At 72.8% G+C, this 24386-nt stretch carries 15 protein-coding genes; 10 read left to right on the top strand and 5 right to left on the bottom strand.

Annotated features, from left to right (window positions below):
• Positions 1–118: 118 nt before the first annotated feature.
• Positions 119–3931 carry a beta-N-acetylglucosaminidase domain-containing protein gene (locus ACI1MP_RS12350; protein WP_404868672.1) on the top strand — a complete coding sequence of 1271 codons (3813 nt, stop codon included), beginning with the start codon at positions 119–121 and terminating at the stop codon, positions 3929–3931.
• Positions 3932–4022: 91 nt separating this feature from the next.
• On the opposite strand, the gene ACI1MP_RS12355 is transcribed toward ACI1MP_RS12350, so the two are convergent.
• Positions 4023–4640, bottom strand: a complete 618-nt coding sequence (locus tag ACI1MP_RS12355; RefSeq protein WP_043909950.1) for an HNH endonuclease — start codon at positions 4638–4640, stop codon at positions 4023–4025.
• Positions 4641–4949: 309 nt separating this feature from the next.
• Here ACI1MP_RS12355 and ACI1MP_RS12360 point away from each other — a divergent pair, with 309 nt between their 5' ends.
• Positions 4950–6020 (top strand): mechanosensitive ion channel family protein, encoded by a 1071-nt coding sequence (locus ACI1MP_RS12360; RefSeq protein WP_380339591.1) that lies wholly within the window; start codon positions 4950–4952, stop codon positions 6018–6020.
• A gap of 69 nt (positions 6021–6089) precedes the next feature.
• Here ACI1MP_RS12360 and ACI1MP_RS12365 read toward each other — a convergent pair whose 3' ends face one another.
• From ACI1MP_RS12365 to ACI1MP_RS12375, 3 genes are all read right to left on the bottom strand, one after another.
• On the bottom strand, positions 6090–8750 hold the full coding sequence (locus tag ACI1MP_RS12365) for an SdrD B-like domain-containing protein (RefSeq protein ID WP_404868673.1): 2661 nt from the start codon (positions 8748–8750) through the stop codon (positions 6090–6092).
• A 219-nt stretch (positions 8751–8969) separates the two neighbouring features.
• The gene (locus tag ACI1MP_RS12370) at positions 8970–11606 is read right to left on the bottom strand and encodes an SdrD B-like domain-containing protein (protein ID WP_404868674.1); all 2637 of its coding nucleotides are present in this window, start codon (positions 11604–11606) and stop codon (positions 8970–8972) included.
• Between the two features lie 274 nt (positions 11607–11880).
• Positions 11881–14514: an SdrD B-like domain-containing protein gene (locus ACI1MP_RS12375; protein WP_404868675.1), complete on the bottom strand. Its 2634-nt coding sequence runs from the start codon at positions 14512–14514 to the stop codon at positions 11881–11883.
• 304 nt (positions 14515–14818) lie between these two features.
• On the opposite strand from ACI1MP_RS12375, the gene ACI1MP_RS12380 reads away from it, so the two are divergent.
• From ACI1MP_RS12380 to ACI1MP_RS12415, 8 genes are all read left to right on the top strand, one after another.
• Positions 14819–16009, top strand: a complete 1191-nt coding sequence (locus tag ACI1MP_RS12380) for an ROK family transcriptional regulator (RefSeq protein WP_380339599.1) — start codon at positions 14819–14821, stop codon at positions 16007–16009.
• 140 nt (positions 16010–16149) lie between these two features.
• On the top strand, positions 16150–17511 hold the full coding sequence (locus tag ACI1MP_RS12385; protein ID WP_404868676.1) for an ABC transporter substrate-binding protein: 1362 nt from the start codon (positions 16150–16152) through the stop codon (positions 17509–17511).
• A 10-nt stretch (positions 17512–17521) separates the two neighbouring features.
• Complete coding sequence (locus ACI1MP_RS12390) at positions 17522–18478, top strand: carbohydrate ABC transporter permease (RefSeq protein ID WP_380339603.1); 957 nt, start codon at positions 17522–17524, stop codon at positions 18476–18478.
• Between the two features lie 6 nt (positions 18479–18484).
• Positions 18485–19378, top strand: a complete 894-nt coding sequence (locus tag ACI1MP_RS12395; protein WP_100589657.1) for a carbohydrate ABC transporter permease — start codon at positions 18485–18487, stop codon at positions 19376–19378.
• Positions 19378–20667, top strand: coding sequence for a 6-phospho-beta-glucosidase (locus ACI1MP_RS12400; protein ID WP_404868677.1), 1290 nt, complete (start codon positions 19378–19380; stop codon positions 20665–20667). The genes ACI1MP_RS12395 and ACI1MP_RS12400 overlap by 1 nt, the downstream gene beginning before the upstream one ends.
• Before the next feature lie 55 nt (positions 20668–20722).
• Complete coding sequence (locus ACI1MP_RS12405; protein WP_404868678.1) at positions 20723–21742, top strand: N-acetylglucosamine kinase; 1020 nt, start codon at positions 20723–20725, stop codon at positions 21740–21742.
• Positions 21743–21888: 146 nt separating this feature from the next.
• On the top strand, positions 21889–22956 hold the full coding sequence (locus ACI1MP_RS12410; RefSeq protein ID WP_404868679.1) for a MerR family transcriptional regulator: 1068 nt from the start codon (positions 21889–21891) through the stop codon (positions 22954–22956).
• A gap of 216 nt (positions 22957–23172) precedes the next feature.
• Positions 23173–23634, top strand: a complete 462-nt coding sequence (locus ACI1MP_RS12415) for a hypothetical protein (protein WP_404868680.1) — start codon at positions 23173–23175, stop codon at positions 23632–23634.
• A gap of 58 nt (positions 23635–23692) precedes the next feature.
• Here the strand turns inward: ACI1MP_RS12415 and ACI1MP_RS12420 are convergent, their stop codons facing one another.
• Complete coding sequence (locus ACI1MP_RS12420) at positions 23693–24265, bottom strand: nucleosidase (RefSeq protein ID WP_380339616.1); 573 nt, start codon at positions 24263–24265, stop codon at positions 23693–23695.
• Positions 24266–24386: the final 121 nt, after the last annotated feature.

The raw sequence follows: 24386 nt of genomic DNA on the forward strand, positions 1-24386 counted from the left end.
TGCCAGGGGCGTTGACAGGGACGCGGAGAGCTGATGGGCTGGTCGGGCCGGATGGCCGCGGGGGGCCGGGGCGGGCCGGGGGGCCGGTGAACTGGGCGTTCAGGGCGAGGAGGCTCCGGTGCAGGCGCGGGTGTCGGTGGCGGCAGGGCGTCGACTGCGGCAGCAGTTGGAGCAGAGCACGGCGCTGCGCGAGGTGCTGTACCACCCGGCGGCGCTGACGGCGCGCCGGACGGCGGCCCGGACGGCCCGTCAACTCGCACCGCGCGCCGCGGACCGGTTCATCGCCGACATCAAGGGCACGGACCCGCTGCTGGCCTCGGTGCGCGCCGAGCGGCGGGCGGGGCGGCGCGGCAGCGCGCTGCGGCTGGCGGCGACGCTGTCGGCGGCGGCCGTGGTCGGCGGGCTGCTGATCCCGGCGCAGAGCTTCGCGGCGGAGCCGGGCGACCGCCGGGCGGTGTCCGCGGAGGCGGACGTCCCGGGCGCGGCGGAGGCGTCGCTGCCGCTGGGCTCGCTGGCGGACCCCCAGGTGTTCCCGCGCCCGCAGCAGCTGCGGCCGGGCGGCCGGCCGGTGTCGGTGCCCCGGCAGGTGACGGTGGTGCTGGCGGACGGCGCGGACGGCCCGGCGGTGGACGCGGTGCGCACGCTGCTGCACCGGGCCGGCGCGACCGAGGTGGCGACCGTGCCGGAGGCCCCCGCGACGCCGGCGGCGGGGTCGCTGGTGGTGTTCGTGGGCGGCCCGCACGAGGGCGCGGGCGGCGCGACCGACCGGGCGCTGCGCGCCCTCGCGGTGGCGGCCGGCCTGAAGGACACCGAGGTGCCGCCGCTGGCGGACCTGCCGTCCGGCGGCCACCTGCTGGCGACGGGTCAGCTGCCCACCGCGGGCGGCGCGTACGGCGCGGTGGTGCTGGCGGGCGTCGACGGCGAGGGCACGTTCTACGCGACGCAGAGCCTGGCGCAGCTGCTGTCCCCGATCGGGCCGGGCCAGGGCCAGGGCGCGGTGGGCGACAAGGGCTTCCCGGGCGTGCTGGTGCGGGACTGGCCGAGCGGCGCGCCGGTGCGCGGCACCGCCGAGTCGTTCTACGGGGAGCCGTGGAGCGCCGCGCAGCGGCTGGCGGCGATGGACTTCCTGGGCCGCACCAAGCAGAACTTCTTCCTGTACGCGCCGGGCGGCGACCCGTACCGCTCCAGGCGCTGGCGCGAGCCCTACCCGGCCGATCAGGTACGGGAGTTGACGGATCTGGCGGGCCGGGCCCGGGACAACCACGTGACACTGGCGTACGCGGTGAACCCGGGGCAGTCGTTCTGCTTCTCCTCCGGCAAGGACCTGGACGCGCTGGTCGCCAAGCTCGACGGGCTGCGTCAACTGGGCTTCCGGGCTTTCCAGTTGGACTTCGCGAACGTCTCCTACGACGAGTGGCACTGCGGCGCGGACCGCCGGAAGTTCGGCACCGGCCCGGCGGCGGCGGCGAAGGCGCAGGCCGCGGTGGCGGCAGCGGTGCAGAAGCGGCTGGTGGCGCCGCACCCGGAGCTGGCGCCGCTGGCGGTGATGCCCACGGAGTTCCAGAAGCAGGGCGCGACGCCGTACCGGTCGGCGCTGGCGGCGGCGCTGCCCGCCGAGGTGCAGGTGGTGTGGAGCGGCGGCGCGGCGATCGCCAAGCAGGTGACGGCCGGCCAACTCGCCGACACCGCAGGCCTGTTCCACCGCCCGCTGGTAACGCTGGACAACTACCCGGTGAACGACTCGGCGCCGGACCGGCTGTTCCTGGGCGGCTACGGCGGCCGGGACGCCGAGGTGGCGCAGCGCTCCGCGGTGCTGCTGACCTCGGCGATGAGCCAGCCGGTGGCGTCCCGGATTCCGCTGGCCACCGCTGCGGACTTCGGCTGGCAGCCGGCCGGGTACCAGCCGGAGCAGTCGCTGTCCTCGGCGCTGCGGCTGCTGACCGCGGGCCCGGCGCAGCAGGCCGCGGTGGCCGCGCTGGCCGGCAACAGCGCGTCCTCGGCGCTCGGCGGCAAGGAGTCGGCGTACCTGGCGCCGCTGGTGGAACGGTTCTGGGCGGCCGCAGAGCCGGCCTCGGGCGGGGCGGTCGACCAGGGGAAGCTGCGGGAGGCGGCGCAGCCGCTGCGCGACGCGTTCACGGTGATGGCGGACGCCCCGAGGACGCTGGCCGCCGACCCGCTGGGCGCGGACGCCGCGCCGTGGCTGGCCCGGCTCTCGGCGTACGGCAGGGCCGGCCGGGCCGCGCTGGACATGCTGACCGCGCAGCACGCCGGCGACGGCGCGGCGGCCTGGCAGGCCCGGCTGGAGCTGGGCCGGCAGCGGTCGGTGCTGGAGCAGAACCCGGTGACGGTCGGCAAGGGCGTGCTGGACCCGTTCCTGGACCGGGCGGTGAAGGCCGCCGACACCTGGGCGGGCATCACCGCCGGCGCCTCCCCGACCACGACCATGGGCACCGCGCACGACCACGGCCCGGCGCTGATGGCGGACGGCTCCGCGCAGACCTTCTACTGGTCGGCGGCGCCGCCGCAGGTCGGCGACAGCTTCGGCCTGGACCTCGGCACCGCGAAGCCGCTGGGCACCGTGACGGTGCTGATGGGCGGGCGGGGCGACGACCCCGACGCGGCGTCGGCCACCGACGACTACCTGCGCGACGGAGTGCTGGAGTACTTCAGCGGCTCGGGCGGCTGGCAGCAGCTGGCGACGGTGCACGACCAGCGGGTGGTGATCGCGAACGCCCCGGCGGGCGCGGTCGCCAAGGCGGTGCGGCTGCGCGCCACCGGCGGGCAGAAGACCGCGGTCGCGGTGCGCGAGTTCACCGCCGGCGCCCCGGGCGTGGTGGACGCCGAGGTGAGCGGCCCGCCCGCGGTGCCCGGCTCCTCGCCGGGCGCGGTGCTGTCGGGCGACCCGGACTCGGCGTTCCGGGCGGCGGCCCCGCCCGCCGCGGGCGGCGCCCCGCTGACCGTGGAGCTGGGCGCGGCCCGCCCGCTGGACCGGCTGACGGTGCTGACCGACCCGACGGTGCGCGCCGAGGCGACCGCGCAGGTGCGCCACCCGGACGGCGCCTGGGTCGACCTCGGGCCGGTCCACCCCGGCTACAACGAGCTGCGCGCCGACGGCGCCCCGGTGGACTCGATCCGCCTGGTGTGGCGTCCCGGCGGCGAGGCCCCGGTGGTCAACCAGGTGATCCCCTGGTACGCGGACGTCCCCGCGGCCCGGGTGACGCTGGCCGATCCGACGCTGGACGTGGTGGCGGGCGCCGCCGCCCCGGCGCAGACCCGGGCCACCGTGGAGTCGGGCCGGGCGGACGCGCTGACCGGCCGGCTGACGGCGGAGGTCCCGGCGGTCGCCAAGGGCCTGACGGTGACACCGGCCCCGACCGTGACGGTGCCGCGCGGCGGCAGGGCCACCGCCCCGGTGCAGGTCTCGGCGGCCGCCGACACCCCGTCCGGCACCTACCGGGTGCCGGTGGTGTTCACGGCGGGCGGCCTGACGGTCCGCCAGGAGCTCCAGGTGCACGTGGTCCCGCCGACCGGCGGCCCGGACCTGGCCCGTTCCGCCACCGCCTCCTCCTCGGGCGACGACAGCGGGAAGACCCCGGCGGCGGCGATCGCCGACGGCGACCCGAAGACCTCCTGGACGGCCCCGGCGAAGGACGACGCCTGGGTGCAGCTGCGGCTGCCGCAGACCGCCCGGCTGGGCACGGCGGTGCTGCGCTGGGGCGACGCGTACGCCTCCCGGTACCGGCTGGAGACCTCGTCCGACGGGGTGTCGTGGACCACCGTGGCGGTGGTGGAGAACGGGCAGGGCGGCACCGAGACGGTCCGCTTCGACGCCCAGGACGCGCAGTACCTGCGGGTGCAGGGCGTCAGCCGGGCCGGCCGCTACGGGTACACGCTGTCCGCCGTCGAGCTGTACGGCGTCCAGGCCCCCTGACACGCGGCGGGCCGCCGACGCTCCCGCTGCGGGGGTGCGCCGGCGGCCCATGAGGCGTACCGAATGTCGTGTCGGGCAGGCCCTTGTCTGGTCAGGCGGAGAGCGGAGCGTGCTGCTCGCCGCGGCGGACGGAACGGGTGCGGACCGGGGACGGAACGGCGGGCGGCAGCTCCGTATGGTCGTGGTGTTCGAAGTCCCGGAACTGGTCGAGGCCGCCGTACGGCTCCAGGTAGGGCCGCCAGCGGGGGTCCTTGATCCCGGTGCCGATGACCCGCCAGGCCAGGCCGCTGGGCGCGGCCGGGGGGCGCTTCATCCGCCAGCCGAGGTCGGCGAGGTGCCGGTCGGCCTTGGTGTGGTTGCAGCGGCGGCAGGCCGCCACCACGTTGTCCCAGCGGTGCTGACCGCCCCGACTGCGCGGGATCACGTGGTCGACACTGGTGGCGGCGGCCCCGCAGTACACGCATCGCCCGTGGTCGCGGGCGAACAACGCGCGCCGGGTGAGCGGCACGGGGCCTCGGTAGGGAACCCGCACGAAACGGGTCAGTTTGACGACGGACGGCGCCGGAACGGCGCTGGTGGCGCTGTGCAGAGTGGTTCCCGCGTCCTCCAGGGCGATCGCCTTGTGATTGAGGACCAGGATGAGTGCGCGTCGCATCGAGACGACACCGAGTGGCTCGTACGACGCGTTGAGGACAAGGACATGCGGCACGGGGCCTCCTTGGACGCCTGCGGCGCGTGGCTCGCGCCGAGTCGAGCGGGCGATCGTGCCCCTTGCGGGGCGCGATCTCCCTCAGTGTCGCCTTACGCCCTCGTACGACGCCACCATTTCTCTGTGAACGGGCCACCCGCGCAGGGTGGATCTTGCGCGACCGCCCATAGGCGGTATGCCCAGCTCGGGGCCCTCCTGCACCCACCGTGGCCGGGGCGGTGCGGACGGTGGCCGGAACCGGTCCGACCGGCCGTCCGGGCGGGTGAACGAGGTCGCGGAGGCCCGATGGCCAGGCCCTAGAGTGGGGCGATGCTCGCCGACGACACTCCCCCCGACGCCGCCACGCCGACCTTCAACCTGCCCACCAGCGCCGCCGAGGTGACCGACTCCACCCGGCAGGCCGCCAGCTGGCTCGACGACAACTGGCAGGGCTGGCTGATCGACGGGCTGCGGATCGTCTTCATCATGCTGCTCGCGCTGGTACTGCGGGCGGTGGTCCGCAAGGTCATCGACAAGCTGGTCGCCCGGATGGGCCGCCCCGCCGAGGCCGACAACGACCACGGCGTGATCGGCGGGCTGCTGGCCAACAGCGGCGTCGTCAACACCGAGCGCCGCCAGCAGCGTTCCGAGGCGATCGGCTCGGTGCTGCGCTCGGTGGCGTCCTTCAGCATCCTCGGCACCGCCTCGCTGATGGCCCTGTCGGTGCTCGGCGTGGACCTGGCCCCGCTGCTGGCCTCCGCCGGTGTCGCCGGTGTGGCGATCGGTTTCGGCGCCCGCAACCTGGTCACCGACTTCCTCTCCGGCGTCTTCATGATCATGGAGGACCAGTACGGCGTCGGCGACGAGATCGACACCGGCGTCGCCACCGGCACCGTGCTGGAGGTCGGCCTGCGGGTCACCAAGCTGCGCGGCTCCGGCGGCGAGATCTGGTACATCCGCAACGGCGAGGTCAAGCGGATCGCCAACATGAGCCAGGGCTGGGGCACCGCCTCGGTGGACGTCCAGGTCGGCTACAAGGAGGACCTGGAGCGGGTCGAGCTGCTGATCACCGAGGCCGCCGAGCAGCTCTCCAAGGAATCCCCCTACGACGAGCTGATCTGGGGCCGGGTCAAGGTTCTCGGCGTCGAGTCGGTGGCCGTCGACTCGTTGGAGCTGCGGATCGAGGCCCGCTGCACGCCCGGCAAGTCCGCGCAGGTCTCCCGCGCGCTGCGGCTGCGCATCAAGGCCGCGTTCGACCTGGCCGGCGTCAAGCTCAAGGAGGAGGCCCCGGCCGCAGTGCCCGCCCAGGCCGCCGCGCCCGAGATCCTGCCGCCGTCCGCGCTGTCCGACCCCAGCTCGGCGCGCTCGCTGGCGGCCAAGCCGATACCGACCCAGCCGTAACGCGACGCACCGACGGCCGGGGCCCCGGGAGTTCGAACTCCCAGGGCTCCGGCCGTCGCTGTCACTGCGTCAGGCGCGACGCCTCCGCACGGCGATCAGCACGCCGGCGCCGGCCACCAGCAGCGCCACTCCGCCGACCACGGCGTACCTCAGCGCGGTGTCGTCCAGGCCGGTGAAGGCCAGGCCGCCGGGCGACGACGGCTGCGGCGAACCGCTCTGCGGCGGCGCGGGCGTCGGGTCGACGCCGGGCGCGGGCGGCGGGGTGGGGGCCGGGGTGGTGGGCGGCGGGGGGACCAGCTTGTTGACGGCGGTGGTGGTGACGCCGTCCGCCAAGTGCTCGTCATCCAGCACGACCGGGCCGAGGACGGGCTGCTCCGGCACCTGGTAGCCCTCGGGCGGGGTGACCTCCTGCCAGTAGTACGTGCCCTGGTCGGCGACGGTGCGGCAGGTGCCGTCCCCGCCGGTGGTGCACGGCTCGCCGACCTTGGTGTCGCCGTCCTGCTGCAGGCCGTCGGTGCCGTTCGACTCCCGCCACAGCTGGAAGACGGCCCCCGGCAGCGGCTTGCCGTCCTGGTCGTTCTTCACCAGGCGCAACTCGCCCTGCTGGGGCGTGAACCCGAAGTCGAAGCCGTGGTCGTTCTGCCCCGGACCGCCGGTGGTCAACGCCCGCTCCGCGAACTGCCCGTGGGCGTCGGCCTTGGCCGGCAGCCAGTGGTACAGCGGGCCGCCCTCGGCGTAGTCGGCCGGGTTGTCGAGGCGGACGGTGTAGGCGGTGTTCGGCTTCAGACCACCCGTCACATTGGTGTTGTCGAAGTAGTACTCACCGCGCTCGGTGGTCTTCGCCGTGCCGACCTTCTTGCCGTCCGCGTCGTACAGGTTGACGGTCACTCCGGCGGCCGACTTCTGCTGCGGGAGCTGCTGACCGGAGCGCTCCGGGTCGTACCAGACCCGGTTGCCGATCTGCAGCGGGGCACGGTCGCAGAGCACTTCGAGGTCGCCCATCGAGGTGCCCTTGCCGAAGGCCGCACGCTGGTTGAGCGGATTCAGGCGCACCCCCGCACCGGGGTCCACGGTGCCGTCGCGCAGGGTGAAGAGCGGGCCGTAGCCGTAGGTGGTGTCGTCCGGGTCGACGCCGGCGGCAGCGATGGAGGTCTCCACCTTGGACAGCGCCAGGCCCGCGTAGGCGGCGTTCGGGTGGTAGGTGACGCCGTTGATGGTGACCCGGTGGGAGTCGAAGAACTTGGTGCCGCGCGGGCCGAGGCCGCAGCCGCCGTTGACGTCCATCACGTACGTGCCACCGGACTTGCAGGCCTTGTCCAGGTCACCATTGGCCCAGACCGGGGCCGTCAGGTTCGCGCCGGAGACGCGGTCGGCGGCCCGGTCGCGGAAGGCCAGCAGCATCGAACTGTCGGTCTCGAAGCCGATCTCGCCGAGCACCGGTTCGGGCTTGGCGAACCCGGCCCCGCCGCACGGCTTCCCGCCTTCGCCGGCCGGCCAGACGTCCGTCCACGGATACCAGCCCGCACCCCGGCAGAGCGGGTCGGCGGCCCGGAAGTAGGACGGCTGGCGCGGGTAGTCGAGCGGCTGGTTCAGCACGGCCGCACCGAACTTCCCGGTGGCCGGGTCGAACGGCAGCACGATCGCCCGCAGGTCCTCGGTCTTCTGGGTGGACTGGCCGGAGCAGACGCCGCCGAGGTAGCCGACGCCGTCCTGCATGCCGAGGCCGAACGGCCGCCAGTCGTCCGCCGACGGGCAGTCCGGCGTCGGAACGGTGTACACGGCCTTGGGCTTCTCCACCGTCTTCGCCGTGGCGTCGTACCGGTACAGCTTCCGGTCGTGGAGGTTGACCACGTACAGGTCGCGGCCGTCCTCGCTGAGCTTCAGCCCGCCGAGACTCTCCTTTCCCGGCGCCGCGATGAAACCTGCGTCGTCGCCCGCGTGCGCGGTGGCGCCGGCGTCCGGGACGGTGGTGAACAACGCGGTCGCCTTCGTCTCCGGGTCGGTGACGTAGATCGCGCCCGGCCCGCCCGGGCCGTAACCGGTACCGGACTTGGCCTGCGCGGAACTGAACAGCCGCCGGTCGTCCCGGTTCCAGGCCAGACCGAACACCGTGCCGGTCTGCGCGCCGGTCGCCAGGTCGGTCACCTGCCCGGAGGCGTCGGCCGACTTACGGGTCCGGTACGGGAGGCTCACCAGGGTGTGCCGGTCGGCCGGTTCACTGGTGGCGGGCTGGCAGGCCGTCGCCAGCGGGGCGTTCTGCTGGCAGTAGTCGGCCGGGTTCCACAGACCGGTCGTCAGTGTGGCCTGCTTGCCGCCGGAGAGGTCGACGAACTCGGTGCTGCTGCTCAGCCTGTCCGGCGCACCGGCCAGGCCCTCGCGGGACGCGAACGCCGGATACAGCAGGCCGGGTTGGGGATTGACCACATCGACGCGGTACTTGCCGCTCGCCGTCGCCTTGGCGGGCTTCAGCGTCACCGTGCCGTCGGCGGCCGTCACCGCGGTGCGCACCGCACCGTCGTCGCCGGTCAGGGTGACCGTCACCCCGGCCATCCCCGGATTCAGCACCGGGCTGTACGTCCCGCTCTCGTCCACCGCGCGAACCACCCGCACCGTCACCGAACCGTCCGCGGTGACCGCGGGCGCGGAGACTGCCGGACCGGTCGCTATCCCGGCCGCCAGCAGAGCGGCCAGCGCGGCAGGACGCCGATAACCGCTTCTCTTGAGTTGCACGTTCCTCCTTCGTTCCGGCGCGCCCCTCCCCCCGGGAGGGGCGCGCCCGTTGGGACGGAGGCTAGCGGGTCCCGGAGGGCGCTCGGAACCTCGGATTCCGTTTTCGCCGGATTAGGACAACGGCACGACTGCATAACGGAGATGACGTTCACTCAGTCACGAATGCCGACAGGGGCCCCGGGGTGGTCCCGGAGCCCCTGCGCCACTGCTGTCACCGCGTCAGGCGCGACGCCTCCGCACGGCGATCAGCACGCCGGCGCCGGCCACCAACAGCGCCACTCCGCCGACCAGGGTGTACCTGAGGGCGGTGTCGTCCGTGCCGGTGAAGGCCAGGCTGCCGCCCGACGGCTGCGTCGGGGCCTGGGTGGGCCTCGGCGTCGCCGGCGGGGTGGGTGCCGGGGTGGTGGGCGGCGGCGGGATCAGCTTGTTGACGGCGGTGGTGGTGACGCCGCCCTCCAGGTGCTCGTCGTCCAGCACGACCGGGCCGAGGACGGGCTGCTCCGGCACCTGGTAGCCCTTGGGCGGGGCGACCTCCTGCCAGTAGTACGTGCCCTGGTCGGCGACGGTGCGGCAGGTTCCGTCGTCGCCGGTGGTGCAGGGCTCGCCGACCTTGGTGTCGCCGTCCTGCTGCAGCCCCTCGGTGTCGTTCGACTCCCGCCACAACTGGAAGACCGCACCGGGCAGCGGCTTGCCGTCCTGGTCGTTCTTCACCAGGCGCAACTCGCCTTGCTGGCGGGCGAAGCCGAAGTCGAAGGTGTGGTCGTTCTGACCGGGGCCGCCGGTCTTCAGTGCCCGCTCGACGTACGTGCCGCCCTTGGGGATCGTCCCGTCGGAGTCGATCGTCCGGTTGTCGCCGACGTTCGCCTTGGTCGGGACCCAGTGGTACAGCGGGCCGCCCTTGGCGTAGTCCGCCGGATTGTCGAGCTTGACGGTGTAGGCGGTGTTGGGCTTCAGGCCGCCGGTGACGTTGGTGTTGTCGAAGTAGTACTCGCCGCGCGCGGTGGTCTTCGCAGTGCCGACCTTCTTGCCGTCGGCGTCGTACAGGTTCACCGTCGCGCCCACGACCGGCTTCTGCTGCGGCAGTTGCAGGCCCGAACGCTCCGGGTCGTACCAGACCCGGTTGCCGATCTGCAGCGGCGCCTTGTCGCAGAGCACCTCCAGGTCGCCCATTGCGGAGCCCTTGCCGAAGCTGGAGCGGCCGTCGGAGAGCTCCTGCCCCATGCCCGGGTCCTTCTCGCCGGTGCGCAGGGTGAACATGGTGCCGGCGGTGACGATGTGGTCGAGCACGTCGTAGCCGGAGGTGGCGATGGATTTCTCCACCTTGGACAGGGCCAGGCCCGCGTAGGTGGCGTAGGTGTGCGAGTCGTAGTAGCGGCGGACGTCGTAGAAACCCTTGCCGCGGGTGGTGATCCCGCAGCCGAGGTTGACGTCCATCACGTACGTGTCACCGGACTTGCACGCCTTGTTCAGGTCACCGGACGCGAGCGCCCTCACACCACCCGGAGGAGCCGGCTGCCCGGCGCTCGGGTAGGCGTTGGCCTGGTCGGGGTAACGGTCGCGGAAGGACAGCAGCATGGAGCCGTCCGTCTCGAACCCGATCTCGCCGAGCTCGGGCTGCCCGTAGAAGTTGCAGCGGTCGGCCGGCTTGACGTCCGTCCACGGGTACCAGTTGTAGGTGTTGCAGGGGACGGTGGGCGTGCCTCGGTGGTCCATCGGCTGGTTCAGCACGGCCGTGCCGAACTTCCCGGTGGCCGGGTCGAACGGCAGGACGATCGCGCGCAGGTCGCCGACCTTCTGGGTCGACTGGCCGGAGCAGACGCCGCCGAGGTACCCGACGCCGTCCTGCATGCCGAGGCCGAACGGCCGCCAGTCGTCCGCCGACGGGCAGTCCGGCGTCGGAACGGTGTACACGGCCTTGGGCTTCTCCACCGTCTTCGCCGTGGCGTCGTACCGGTACAGCTTCCGGTTGTTGAGGTTGACCACGTACAGGTCGCGGCCGTCCTCGCTGAGCTTCAGCCCGCCCAGGCTCTCCTTGCCGACCGCCGCCATGAACGCCGGGTCGAGGAGGCCTTCGTGCACACTGCTGCCCGCGTCGGGGACGGTGGTGAACAGCTTGGTGGTCTTCGTCGCCGGGTCGGTGACGTAGATTCCGCCCGCCCCGCCGGGGCCGTAGTTCGTGTCGCGCTTCGCCTGGGCCGAGCTGAACAGCCGTCGGCCGTCCCGGTCCCAGGCCAGGCCGAACACGTTGCCGGTGCCGGCGGAGGTGCTGAGGTCGGTGACGTCCTGGTTCACGCCACGGGCCTGGTACGGGTAGCTCAGTACGGTCCGCTTGGTCGCCGGGTCGGTCACCGCGGGCTGGCAGGCGGTGGCCAGCGGGGCGTTCTGCTGGCAGTAGTCGGCCGGGTTCCACAGACCGGTCGTCAGCGTGGCCTGCTTGCCCGCCGACAGGTCGACGAACTCCGTGTTGCTGCTCAGCTTTTCCGGAGCCCCGGCCAGACCCTCACGGGACGCGAACGCCGGATACAGCACGCCCGGCTTCGGGTTGACCACGTCCACCCGGTACTTACCGCTCGCGGTCGCCTTCGCGGGCTTCAGCGTCACCGTGCCGTCGGCCGCCGTCACCGCCGTCCGCACCGCACCGTCCTCGCCGGTCAACGTCACCGTCACCCCGGCCATCCCCGGATTCAGGACCAGGTTGTACATCCCGCTCTCGTCCACGGCGCGAACCACCCGCACCGTCACCGAACCGTCCGCCGTGGCGGCCGGCGCCGAGACCGCCGGGCCGGTGGCTATCCCGGCCGCCAGCAGAGCGGCCAGCGCGGCAGGACGCCGGTAACCGCTTCTCTTGTGTTGCACGTTCTCCCCTCCTGTGGTCGGCGCCCACTCCCCCGAGGAGACGCACGATGTGACGGAAGGTTAGCGGCACCTGGACGGGCCACGGAACTTGGTCCTCCACTTCCGCAACGGCCTTACGATCTTGCGCGGCTGACGCTCACTCAGCAGCCCGGGCGCCACGCCGGAAAGCTACCGCTCGTAGGCCCACGAACAGCACGCTCACCACCACCGACCGGACGAAAGGGCCCCGGGAAACTGCCCCGGGGCCCCTCGGTCGTGCGTCGGTGCTCGGGCGTCAGTTGGTGCGGCGCTTCCGGGCGACGATCAGGATTCCGGTGCCGACCACCAGCAGGACCGCTCCGCCGACCACGGTCCAGGTCAGCGCGGTGTCGTCCATGCCGGTGAAGGCCAGGCCGCCCGACGGCTGCGTCGGGGCCTGGGTGGGCCTCGGCGTCGCCGGCGGGGTGGGTGCCGGGGTGGTGGGCGGCGGCGGGATCAGCTTGTTGACGGCGGTCGTGGTGATGCCGTCGTCCAGGTGGTCGTCGTCGAGGACGATCGGTCCCAGGACGGGCTGTTCGGGGGTCTGGTAGCCCTTGGGCTGGGTGACCTCCTGCCAGTAGTAGCTGCCCTTGTCGACGGCGGGGGCGGTGCAGGTGCCGTCGTCGGCCGTGGTGCAGGGCTCGCCGACCTTGGTGTCCGCCTTGTCGCCGTCGGTCTGGAGGCCGTCGGTGCCGTTGGTCTCGCGCCACAGCTGGAACACGGCGCCGGGCAGCGGCTTGCCGTCCTGATCGTGCTTGACCAGGCGCAGCGCGCCCTGCTGCTGGCTGAACCCGAAGTCGAAGGTGTGGTCGTTCTGGCCCGGGCCGCCCGTGGTGAGCGCGCGCTCGACGTAGGTGCCGCCCTTGGGGACGGTGCCGTCGGAGTCGATCGCCTTGTTGTCGCCGACGTTCGCCTTGGTCGGGACCCAGTGGTACAGCGGGCCGCCCTTGGCGTAGTCCGCCGGGTCGTCCAGGCGGATCGTGTACTTGGTGTTCGGCTTGAGCCCGCCGGTGACGTTGGTGTTGTCGAAGTAGTACTCACCCCGCGCGGTGGTCTTCGCGGTACCGACCTTCTTGCCGTCGGCGTCGTACAGGTTCACGGTCGCGCCCGGAACGGGCTTCTGCTGCGGCAGCTGGAGGCCCGAGCGCTCCGGGTCGTACCAGACCCGGTTGCCGATCTGCAGCGGCGCCTTGTCGCAGAGCACTTCGAGGTCGGCCATCGCCGCGCCCTTGCCGAACCGCGAGTTCTCGGTGGACAGTTCGTTGCCGAAGCCCGGGTCCTGCGCACCGTTGCGGAGGGTGAACATGGTGCCGGCCGTGTACGCGTGGTTGAACACGTCGTAGCCGGAGGTGGCGATGGACGACTCCACCTTGGACAGGGCCAGGCCCGCGTAGGTGGCGTAGGCGTGCACGTCGCCGACGCGCCGGGTGTCGAAGAAGCCCTTGCCGCGGGTGGTGATCCCGCAGCCGAGGTTGACGTCCATCACGTAGGCGTCGCCGGACTTGCAGGCCTTGTTGAGATCGGCGGAGGCGATCGCGAACACGTAGTCGGCGCCCATGGTGCCGCTGGCCTGGTCGCCGTAGCGGTCGCGGAAGGAGAGCAGCATGGAGCCGTCGGTCTCGAAGCCGACCTCGCCGAGCTCGGGCTGGCCGTAGAACCAGCAGGCGCCGTCGGTCGGCTTGCTGTCCTTCCACGGGTACCAGTAGTAGCCGCTGCAGGTGCTCGGGGCCGCGCCGCGGTAGTCCAGCGGCTGGTCGAGGACGGCCGTGCCGAACGTGCCGGTGGCCGGGTCGAACGGCAGGACGATCGCCCGCAGGTCGCCGAGCCTCTGGGTGGACTGGCCGGAGCAGACGCCGCCGAGGTAGCCGACGCCGTCCTGCATGCCGAGGCCGAACGGCCGCCAGTCGTCCGCCGACGGGCAGTTCGGCGTCGGGATCGCGTAGACGGCCTTGGGCTTCTCCACCGTCTTCGCCGTGGCGTCGTAGCGGTACAGCTTGCGGTTGTTGAGGTTGACCACGTACAGGTCGCGGCCGTCCTCGCTGAGCTTCAGCCCGCCCAGGCTCTCCTTGCCCGGGGCGGCGAAGAAGCCGACGTCACCGCCGGGGGTGTGGGCCGTGCTGCCCGCGTCCGGCACGGTGGCGAACAGTGAAGTCGCCTTCGTCGTCGGGTCGGTGACGTAGATCGCGCCCGGTCCGCCGGGGCCGTACGGCGCGTCGCGCTTGGCCTGGGCCGAGCTGAACAGCCGCCGGTCCTCGCGGTTCCAGGCGATGCCGAACACGTTGCCGGTGTCACCGGCGGTGCCGACGTCGGTGACGTCCTGGTTCACTCCCCGGGAGCGGTACGGGAAGGTGAGCAGCGTCCGCTTGGTCGCCGGGTCGGTGACCGAGGGCTGGCAGGCCGTGGCCAGCGGGGCGTTCTGCTGGCAGTAGTCGGCCGGGTTCCACAGGCCGGTGGTGAGCGTCGCCTGCTTGCCCGCCGAGCGGTCGACGAACTCCTCGTTGCTGCTGAGCTTGTCCGGCGCACCGGCCAGACCCTCACGGGAGGCGAAGGCCGGGTACAGCACGCCCGGCTTCGGATTGACCACCTCGACGCGGTACTTGCCGCTCGCCGTCGCCTTCGCGGGCTTCAGCGTCACCGTGCCGTCGGCCGCCGTCACCGCCGTCCGCACCGCACCGTCCTCGCCGGTCAGCGTGACCGTCACCCCGGCCATCCCCGGGTTCAGCACCGGGCTGTACGTCCCGCTCTCGTCCACCGCGCGAACCACCCGCACCGTCACCGAACCGTCCGCCGTGGCGGCCGGTGCGGAAACGGCCGGACCGGTGGCGATCCCTGCCGCGAGTAACGCCGCCAGCGCGGCGGAGCGTCGACAACCGCTCTTCCTGAGTTGCACGTTCCTCCCCTCCTGTTCGTCGGCGCCCGCTCCCCCCGGAGTGGGCACACGATGAGTCGGAGGGTAGCGGCACCGGCCGGACTACGGAACAGCGCCCTCCACTTTCCCCACAAAGGAGTAACGCGCTTTGTTGACACGCTGACTGACGGTCCGTCAGCTGCCGGCTTCCGCAGTCGCTCCGCGCGCCCCTGCCGACACTCCGGTAACGAACACGCATCCGACCGTTGACATCGCGCCCCGGGGATTGGAAACTTTCCTAACAGTTGGCCGCGTCGGTGTCACCGGATGGAGGATGATCGGGCCCGTGACCACCCAGAAGAGTCCCCGTTCCCCGCAGGCCGGCACGCCCAGTCTGCTCCGGGCCATAAACGACCGTGCCGCGCTGGAACTGCTGCTCGCCAACGGCCCATTGTCCCGCACCCAGATCGGGAGTCTGACCGGGCTGTCGAAGCCGACCGCGTCCCAGCTGCTGGCCCGGCTGGAGGCCGCGGGCCTGGTGGTGCCGGTGGGGACGACCGCGGGCGGGCCGGGGCCCAACGCGCAGCTGTACCAGGTGAATCCGGCCGCCGGGTACGTCGCGGGGCTGGACGTGACCAGCACGACGGTGCGGGTCGCGGTGGCCGACATCACCGGGGTGACGCTGGCCGAGCACCAGGTGTCCTGCAAGGGGTGGCCGGCGGCGACGACGGTGGAGCGGGTCGCGGAGGCGGTCGCCGAGACGGTGCGCCGCGCGCAGCTCCCGCCGGGTTCGCTGCGCGAGGCGGTGATAGGGATCGGCGGCGCGCCGGACCCGGTGACCGGCAAGCTGCGGTACGCCTCGCACCTGCCGGGCTGGCACTCGCCGCGCCTGCTGGAGGAGTTGGCGACGGCGATCGGCGCACCGGTGTCGATCGAGAACGACGTGAACCTGGCCGCGGTGGCGGAGCAGTCCGTGGGCGCGGCGGCCGGGTACGAGGACTTCGTGCTGCTGTGGGCCGAAGAAGGCATCGGCGCGGCGATCGTGCTGGCCGGCCGGCTGCACCGCGGCTTCACCGGCGGCGCGGGCGAGGTCGGCTACATGCCGGTGCCGGGCGCGCCGGTGTCGTTGAACTCCCGCCGGAAGCACTCCGGCGGGTTCCAGGACCTGGCCGGCGAGCCGGCGGTGCTGGCGCTGGCCCGGGCGCACGGGCTGCGCGGCGCCGACGCGGCGCAGGCGGTGGCCGCGGCCCTGGACGCCCCCGAGGGGGAGGCCTTCCTGGCGGAGCTCGCCGAGCGGCTGGCGGTCGGGCTGGCGGTGATCGCCTCGGTGGTCGACCCGGAACTGGTGGTGCTCTCCGGGGGCACGCCGACCGCCGGCGGAGAGCGCCTGCGGGAGCTGGTCCAGCAGGCGCTGGGCCGGATGTCGATCCCCCGGCCGGAGGTCCGGCTGTCCGCCCTCCCCGGTTCGCCCGTCCTGGCCGGTGCGCTGCAGCGCGCGCTGGCCAGCAGCCGGGACGCCCTGTTCAGCACCCGCTGAACCGGGCAGCACACCGGCCCGGCCCCGTCCGAGCGGGTCCGAGCCGCACGTCCGATCCGCACGTTCCCGCTCTCCCCTCACCCCGCACGGGCGCCGGGCCCCACCGGCCTGCGTCCGTACCCCCGTCAGGAGTGCCATCCGTGGACACCACCCGCAGCTCCCCGCTCGTCCGCCGCCCGCTGGCCGCGCTCGCCGCCGCGCTCTGCACGGCCGTCCTGGCCTCCGCCTGTACCGGCACCAACTCCGACGGCGCGGAGGACGGTTCGGCGGCCGGGCAGGACGTGACGATCACCTTCTGGCACGGCTGGAACCAGGACTCCGAGATGAAGGCGATCAACGACAACGTCGCCGCCTTCGAGAAGCTCCACCCGAACATCCACGTCAAGGTGCGGGAGAACATCTCCGACGAGAAGAGCGAGCAGGCGCTGCGGGCCGGCGGCCCGGACGCGCCGGACGTGGTGTCCTCGTTCAGCACCGACAACGTCGGCAAGTTCTGCTCCTCGCAGGTGTTCGCGGACCTCGGGCCGCTGATGAAGAAGGACGGCATCGACCCGACGAAGACCTTCCCGCCGGCGATGCTCCAGTACAGCCAGTACCAGGGCAACCAGTGCACGCTGCCGCTGCTCGGCGACGCCTACGGCCTGTACTGGAACAAGACCGCGTTCGCGCAGGCCGGGATCAGCGGCCCGCCGAAGACGTTCAGCGAATTCGCCGAGGACGCCGTCAAGTTGACGGTCCCGGACGGCGACTCGTTCAAGCAGCTCGGCTTCCTGCCGAACTACCACGGCTACGAGACGCCGATCGCGCACTACCTGGGCCAGTACGGCTCCGGCTACTTCGGCCCGGACGGCCGGTCGAGCGTGGCCACCGACCCGACCGTGGCGGCCGCGCTGACCTGGCAGAAGCAACTCGTCGACCGGCTCGGCGGGTTCGAGAAGCTGGAGAAGTACCGGACGACCTTCGGCGACGAGTTCAGCTCGAAGAACCCGTTCGCCACCGGGCAGGTCGCGATGAGCATGGACGGCGAGTGGCGGGCCGCCGCGCTGGCCGACGACAAGCCGTCCTTCGAGTGGGCGACCGCGCCGTTCCCGGTGCCGGACGAGCTGGCCTCCACCTACGGCCGCGGCTACCAGACCGGCACCATCATCGGCGTCGCCAACGGCTCCAAGAAGCGCACCGCGGCCTGGGAGTTCGTCAAGTACCTGACCACCGACACCGATGCGGTGGTGTCCTTCGCCAACGCGATCCACAACGTGCCGAGCACGCTGGCCGCACTGGACTCGCCGAAGCTGCAGGCCGACGCCAACGCCAGGACCTTCCTGGACATCGCCCGCAACCCGAACTCCTCGACCACCCCGGCCAGCGTCAACGGCGGCGCCTACCAGATCTCGCTGCAGAACTTCAGCTTCGAGGTCGAGTCCGGCCGGCAGACCGACCTGAAGGCGGGCCTCACGGCCACCGCCAGGGAGATCGACGCCGCGGTCGACCAGGCGAAGAAGTGACGGGCGCGCCATGGCACTCGTGAGCTCCCCCGTCCCGCCGGCGCTGCGGGCCAAGCGCCGGCGGGAGGCGGCCAGGACGCTGGCGTTCCTGTCCCCGTGGCTGATCGGGTTCGGGGTCTTCTTCCTGTACCCGCTGGTCTCGACGGTCTACTTCTCGTTCATGCACTACGACGGGTTCCGCGCGCCGACCTTCTCCGGCCTGCGGAACTGGGAGTACGTCCTCACCACGTACCCGTCGTTCTGGACCGGTCTCGGCAACACCCTGTGGCTGGTCGTGGTGATGGTCGGCCTGCGGGTGGTGTTCGGCCTCGGCATCGGGATGCTGATCACGAAGGTGAAGTCCGGCGCGGGGTTCTTCCGCACCGCCTTCTACCTGCCGTACCTGGCCCCGCCGGTGGCCGCCACCATGGCGTTCGCGTTCCTGCTGAACCCGGGCACCGGCCCGGTCAACCACCTGCTGGGCGAACTGGGCCTGCCGCAGCCGGGCTGGTTCAACGACCCCGCCTGGTCGAAGCCGGCGCTGACGCTGCTGGCCGTGTGGGGCATCGGCGACCTGATGGTGATCTTCATGGCGGCGCTGCTGGACGTCCCCAAGGAGCAGTACGAGGCGGCCCAGCTCGACGGCGCGAGCGCCTTCCAGCGGTTCCGGTACGTCACCCTGCCGAACATCTCGCCGATCGTGATGTTCGCGGTGGTCACCGGGGTGATCCAGACCATGCAGTACTACACGCAGGCGATCGTCGCCGGAAAGGTCGCCTCCGGCGTGATCGGCGGCTCCGGGCAGCAGTTCGAGCCCGGCTACCCGTCCGGCTCCACCTGGACGCTGCCGCAGATGGTCTACAACCTCGCCTTCCACCAGTCCGACTACGGCTCGGCCTGCGTCGTCGCGGTCGTCCTGCTCGCCCTCTCGATGGCGTTCACCTCGCTCCTGCTGCGCCGCAGGTCCGGCTTCCTGGCGGAGGACTGATCCCCGATGACCCTCGCCCCCGCCCTGCCGCGCGAGGCCGCCGCCCCGGCCCCCGCCGCCGCCCGCACCGCCCGCCGCCGGGCCGCCCTGCACTGGGTGGCCGTGCACGCGCTGGCGATCGCCGCCGCGCTGTTCTTCCTGCTGCCGTTCGTGTTCCTGTTCCTCACCTCGGTGATGACGGACCACCAGGCGCTCACCTCCGACCTGTGGCCGACCCGCTGGCAGTGGTCGAACTTCTCGAAGGTGTGGCACACCCCCGGCTTCCTCACCTGGTGGCGCAACACCCTGCTGTACGCGGCGGCCGGCACCGCGCTGACCGTCGTCTCCAGCCTGCCGGTGGCGTACGCGCTCGCCAAGTTCCGCTTCCGGGGCCGCAACCTGGCCCTGATGGCGGTGGTGTCGATGATGATGCTGCCGCCGCAGGTCACGATCATCCCGATGTACCTGTTCTGGGCCAAGCAGCTGCACCTGACCGGATCGCTGTGGCCGCTGATCGTCCCGATGGCGTTCGGCGACGCGTTCTCGATCTTCCTGCTGCGGCAGTTCCTGCTGACCATTCCCCGGGAGTACCTGGAGGCCGCCCGGATCGACGGCTGCGGCGAACTGCGCACCCTGCTGCGGGTGGTGCTGCCGATGGCGAGACCCGCCGTCGCCGCCGTCGCGCTGTTCCAGTTCTTCTACTGCTGGAACGACTACTTCGGCCCGCAGATCTACGCCAGCGAGAACCCCGGTGCCTGGACGCTGAGTTACGGCCTGGAGTCCTTCAAGAGCGCCCACCACACCAACTGGAACCTCACCATGGCGGCCACGCTGCTGGTGATGGCGCCGGTGATCGTTCTGTTCTTCTTCGCGCAACGCGCCTTCATCGAGGGCGTCACACTGACAGGGGTCAAGGGCTGATGTCCGCACTGAAGTTGGCAATCGTCGGCGGCGGTTCCACCTACACGCCGGAGTTGATCGACGGGTTCGCGCGGCTGCGCGACACCCTGCCGATCGGCGAACTCGTGCTGATAGACCCGGCCGTGGACCGCCTGGAGCTGATCGCCGGCCTGGCCCGCCGGATCTTCGCCAAGCAGGGCCACGACGCCGTCGTCTCCACCGCCACCGACGTCACCGCCGGCGTGCAGGGCGCCGACGCGGTGCTGCTGCAGCTGCGGGTCGGCGGACAGGCGGCCCGCAACCAGGACGAGACCTGGCCGCTGGAGTGCGGCTGCGTCGGCCAGGAGACCACCGGCGCCGGCGGCCTCGCCAAGGCGCTGCGCACCGTCCCCGTGGTGCTCGACATCGCCGAGCAGGTCCGCCGCACCAACCCGGACGCCTGGATCGTCGACTTCACCAACCCGGTCGGCATCGTCACCCGCGCCCTGCAGACCGCCGGCCACAAGGCCGTCGGCCTGTGCAACGTGGCGATCGGCTTCCAGCGCAAGTTCGCCGCCCACCTGGGCGTCGACCCGGAGCTGGTCCGCCTGGACCACGTCGGCCTGAACCACCTCACCTGGGAGCGCGGCGTCACCCTGCTCGACGCCCCGAACGCCGCCGGCGGCCGCGAGGTGCTGCCGCAGCTGCTCGCCGAGCACGGCGCGGCGATCGCCGCCGACCTGCACCTGCCCGAGCCGGTGATCCGGCGGCTCGGCGTCGTCCCGTCCTACTACCTGCGCTACTTCTACCAGCACGACCTGGTGGTGGAGGAGCTCAAGGTCAAGGGCTCGCGGGCCGCCGAGGTCGCCGCCATCGAGGCGCAGCTGCTGGAGATGTACGCCGACCCGGCGCTCGACACCAAGCCCGAGCTGCTCGGCAAGCGCGGCGGCGCGTTCTACTCGGAGGCCGCCGTCCAGCTGATCGCCTCGCTGCTCGGCACCGACGGCCGCACCACCGTGCAGGTGGTCAACACCCGCAACGACGGGGTGCTGCCGTTCCTGCCCGACGACGCGGTGATCGAGGTCCCGGCCGAGGTCGACGCCGCCGGCGTGCGCCCGCTGCCGCAGCGGCCCGTCGAGCCGCTGTACGCCGGCCTGATCGCAGGCGTCACCGCGTACGAGCACCTGGCGCTGGACGCCGCCCTGCGCGGCGGCCGCGACCGGGTCTTCGACGCGCTGCTCGCCCACCCGCTGGTCGGCCAGCTGGAACTCGCCGAGCGGCTCACCGACCGGCTGCTCGCACACAACCGCGACCACCTGAGCTGGGCGTGACCGCCGGCATGAGAACGACCAGTACCGACAGGCACCACCACGGGGAGACCGGCCGATGAGCCACGTCGCACACCTGCCCGGCGTCCTCGCGATAGACGCCGGCAACAGCAAGACCGACCTCGCCCTGGTCGGTGCCGACGGGCAGGTCCTCGGCACTGCCCGCGGCGGCGGCTTCCAGCCGCAGAACACCGGCTTCGAGGCCGCGGTCGCCGCGCTCGCCCCGCTGGTCGAGGACGTCGCCCGGCAGGCCGGCGTCCCGCTCCGGCCCGGCGGGCGGCCGCTGACCAGCCACGTCAGCGCCTGCCTGGCCAACGCCGACCTGCCCGTCGAGGAGCAGCGGCTGCACGAGGCGATCACCGCGCACGGCTGGGCGCCGTCCGTGCACGTCGCCAACGACACCTTCGGCCTGCTGCGGGCCGGCACCGACGGGCCGCTCGGCGTGGCCGTGGTGTGCGGCGCCGGCATCAACTGCGTCGGCCTGCGGCCCGACGGGCGCACCGCCCGCTGGCCCGCGCTCGGCAAGCTCACCGGCGACTGGGGCGGCGGCGGGGGACTCGCCGACGCCGCGATGTGGTACGCCGCCCGGGCCGAGGACGGGCGCGGCGAACCCACCCTGCTCTCCCCGATGATCGGCGCGCACTTCGGCCTGGCCGGGGCCAACGCCGTCGCCGAGGCCATGCACCTCGGGCAGCTCGCCCTGCCCCGGCTGCACGAGGTCTCCCAGGTGCTGTTCCGGGCCGCCGAGGCCGGCGACCCGATCGCGCTGTCGCTGGTCGACCGGCAGGCCGACGAGATCGTCCGGTTCGCCACCATCGCGCTGACCCGGCTCGACCTGCTCGACCGGCCCGTCCCGGTGGTCCTCGGCGGCGGTGTGCTCGCCTCCCGGCACCCGCTGCTGATCGACAACCTGACGGCCCGGCTGGCCGCCGCCGCCCCGCTCGCCGAACCGCGGATCGTGGTCGCCCCGCCGGTCCTCGGCGCGGCCCTGCTCGGCCTCGACCACCTCGACGCCGGCCCGGCCGCCCACCACCGGCTGCGCGCCGCCTACCCCACCGTCCACCCGGTGGCGGTCTGACGCGCCGTCGACCGCCGGTGGGAGCAGGAAGCTTCCTGCTCCCACCGGCGGCGTTCGGCGTCCCGGGATCCGGGGCTTGACCTTCACCTTCGGGGAAGGCCCAGCATCGGGGGTGCCGGACACCGGTCCGGCACGAGGAGGCGGGGATGGAGCTGCTGACCATCGGAGCGTTCGCCCGGGCGGCCCGGCTGTCGCCGAAGGCGCTGCGCCTGTACGACGAACTGGGGCTGCTGCGGCCCGCCCGCGTGGACCCGGTGACGGGCTACCGGCGGTACGAGCCGGGACAGTTGGAGCAGGCCCGGCTGGTGCTGTGGCTGCGCCGACTCGGCCTGCCGCTGGCCCGGATCCGGCTGGTGCTCGGCCTGGAGCCCGCCCGGGCGGCCGAGGAGGTCGCCCGGTACTGGCAGTCGGTGCTGGCCGAGACCGAGGCCCGCCGGGAGCTCGCCGCCATCCTCGTCGACCACCTCTCGGGGAAGGCCACCACCATGACGAACCACCCGACGACGGGCGCCCTGCGCATCCGGTACGCGGCACGGACGGACGCGGGCCTGGTCCGCGCACGCAACGACGACACGGCCTACGCCGACGCCGGGCTGATCGCCGTCGCCGACGGCATGGGCCCGCAGGGGGGCGGCGGCCCGGCCGGCGCCGCCGCGATCGAGGCGCTGAAGGAACTCCGGCTGCCCGCCGGGGAGTTGCTGAACGTCCTGGAGGAGGCGGTGGCCCGGATCGACGCCAGGGTCGGCGAGGCCTCGGACCTCCCGGAGGTGGGGACCACGCTGACGGCGATGCTGTGGTCGGAGCCGCAGCTCGCCCTGGTGCACATCGGCGACTCCCGCGCGTACCTGCTGCGCGGCGGCGAACTGTTCCAGATCACCCACGACCACACCCTGGTGCAGTCGATGGTCGACGACGGCCGCCTGACCCTGGCGGAGGCCGACTCGCACCCGCAACGCGCCCTGCTGGTCCGGGCGTTGACGGGGTCGGGCGACAACCGGCCCGACGTGTCGCTGCACACCGCCCGCGCGGGCGACCGCTACCTGCTCTGCTCGGACGGCCTGTCCCGGTGGGTCGCCGACGACGCCCTGCACACCGTGCTGAGCACCGTCGCGGCGCCGGAGCAGGCGGTGCAGCAGCTGATCGCGGCGGCCAACCGGGCGGGCGGGCCGGACAACATCGCCTGCGCGGTCGCGGACGTCGTGGTCGACGAGTGACCGGCCGCTCCACCCCGGCGGATGCGGCTCCGCGCAGCTGACGGTACGTCATGGCAGGGACAGGTTCCGGGTACGTGTTTCGATTGGGGAAAATCTCGACGACCTGCGCAGGATGCCCCGTTCTGTCCGTTGAACGGCACCGCGCGGGGCCGCTAGCGTCGCGCACTCACAGCGTGTCCGACGGGGGTGCGCGGGGAGACCGGGAGCCGACGCCAGATGGCGATCCGTAAGTCCACCATGCAGGAGCAGGTCGCCGCGGCGATCGCCGCGATCGAGCCGAACGACCGCCCGGTGGTGACCTTCCACACCATTTCGGGCCCGAGCCCGTGGCTGATGAGCCAGCTCGGCCTGATCGGCCAGCTGTTCGTGAAGTACTACTTCGTCACCCTGACCCACCGGGTGGTCACCGTGCACCGCGCCTCCCGGATGAGCAACCGTCCGCAGGAGCTGGTGCACGTGATCCCGCTGGACCAGGCCCGCGCGGCGATCACCGACGTCAACCGCGCCACCCTGTGGAGCTCGCTGAAGTTCCAGTTCCCGGGCGAGCCGAAGCCGACCCGCCTGAACATCGGCCGCTACTGGCGCAACGAGCTGGACACCTTCGTCAACAGCCTGTTCGGCGGCGGCCCGGCCGTCCCGCCGCAGGGCCAGCCGGCCTACAACCCGTACCAGGCCTGATCCGACGCCGAAGCGCCCGCCCGGAGGTCCGGACGGGCGCTTCGCGTTCGACGGACCGTCAGCGCAGGTGCGCGGCGGCCCACTCGGCGAGCAGCCGGGCGCAGCCGTCCACGGACTCCTGCCAGCTGAACTCCGCGCCGTCGCCGGCCTCGTCGCTGACGTGCTTGACCAGGCGGACGGACAGCTCGGCGCGGCGGGCGACGGTGGCGAGCGCGTAGCCCTCCATGTCCACCAGGTCGGCGGTGCGGGCGAGCCGGTCGCGGTCGGCGTCGGAGGAGACGAACCGGTCGCCGGTGGCGAGCACCGGCCCGTCGGCGGCGAGGTCGATCGGGCCGTCCAGCGGGCGGCCGACGAGCTGCTCCAGCAGCGGGGTGTCCAGGTCGTGCTGGAGCACCCGGCCGATCTCGTGGGTGCCGGCCAGGCCGGGCCGCAGCGCCCCGGCGGTGCCCAGGTTGACCACCTCGGACGGCCGCGCGCCGCCCGCCAGCACGGTGGCCAGCGCGGCCGCCGCGTTGACCTTCCCCATGCCGGTCAGCAGCACCGGCAGTCCGGCGTCCAGGTGCGCGGCCTCCTCGGGCAGCGCGAGGACGAGCAGGGGGCGGTCGGGGGTCACGGTTCCGATCAGGCGCATGGCGTCCAGCTTACGAGGGGCGGAACCGCCCGATGCCGAACGGGCGTCGCAGCGGGCGCGGACCGCACACCGTCCGGACGGACACGAAGAGATCAACTCCCGCTCAACTCGGGTGTGGTGG

Source organism: Kitasatospora griseola (genome assembly GCF_044999035.1).
Taxonomy (GTDB): Bacteria; Actinomycetota; Actinomycetes; order Streptomycetales; family Streptomycetaceae; genus Kitasatospora; species Kitasatospora griseola.

Bases quoted from the DNA above. Each gene is read 5' to 3' on its own strand.
- ACI1MP_RS12360 (WP_380339591.1), top strand. From the start codon at position 4,950: ATGCTCGCCGACGACACTCCCCCCGACGCCGCCACGCCGACCTTCAAC.
- ACI1MP_RS12390 (WP_380339603.1), top strand. From the start codon at position 17,522: ATGGCACTCGTGAGCTCCCCCGTCCCGCCGGCGCTGCGGGCCAAGCGC.
- ACI1MP_RS12395 (WP_100589657.1), top strand. From the start codon at position 18,485: ATGACCCTCGCCCCCGCCCTGCCGCGCGAGGCCGCCGCCCCGGCCCCC.
- ACI1MP_RS12400 (WP_404868677.1), top strand. From the start codon at position 19,378: ATGTCCGCACTGAAGTTGGCAATCGTCGGCGGCGGTTCCACCTACACG.
- ACI1MP_RS12405 (WP_404868678.1), top strand. From the start codon at position 20,723: ATGAGCCACGTCGCACACCTGCCCGGCGTCCTCGCGATAGACGCCGGC.
- ACI1MP_RS12410 (WP_404868679.1), top strand. From the start codon at position 21,889: ATGGAGCTGCTGACCATCGGAGCGTTCGCCCGGGCGGCCCGGCTGTCG.
- ACI1MP_RS12415 (WP_404868680.1), top strand. From the start codon at position 23,173: ATGGCGATCCGTAAGTCCACCATGCAGGAGCAGGTCGCCGCGGCGATC.
- ACI1MP_RS12420 (WP_380339616.1), bottom strand. From the start codon at position 24,265: ATGCGCCTGATCGGAACCGTGACCCCCGACCGCCCCCTGCTCGTCCTC.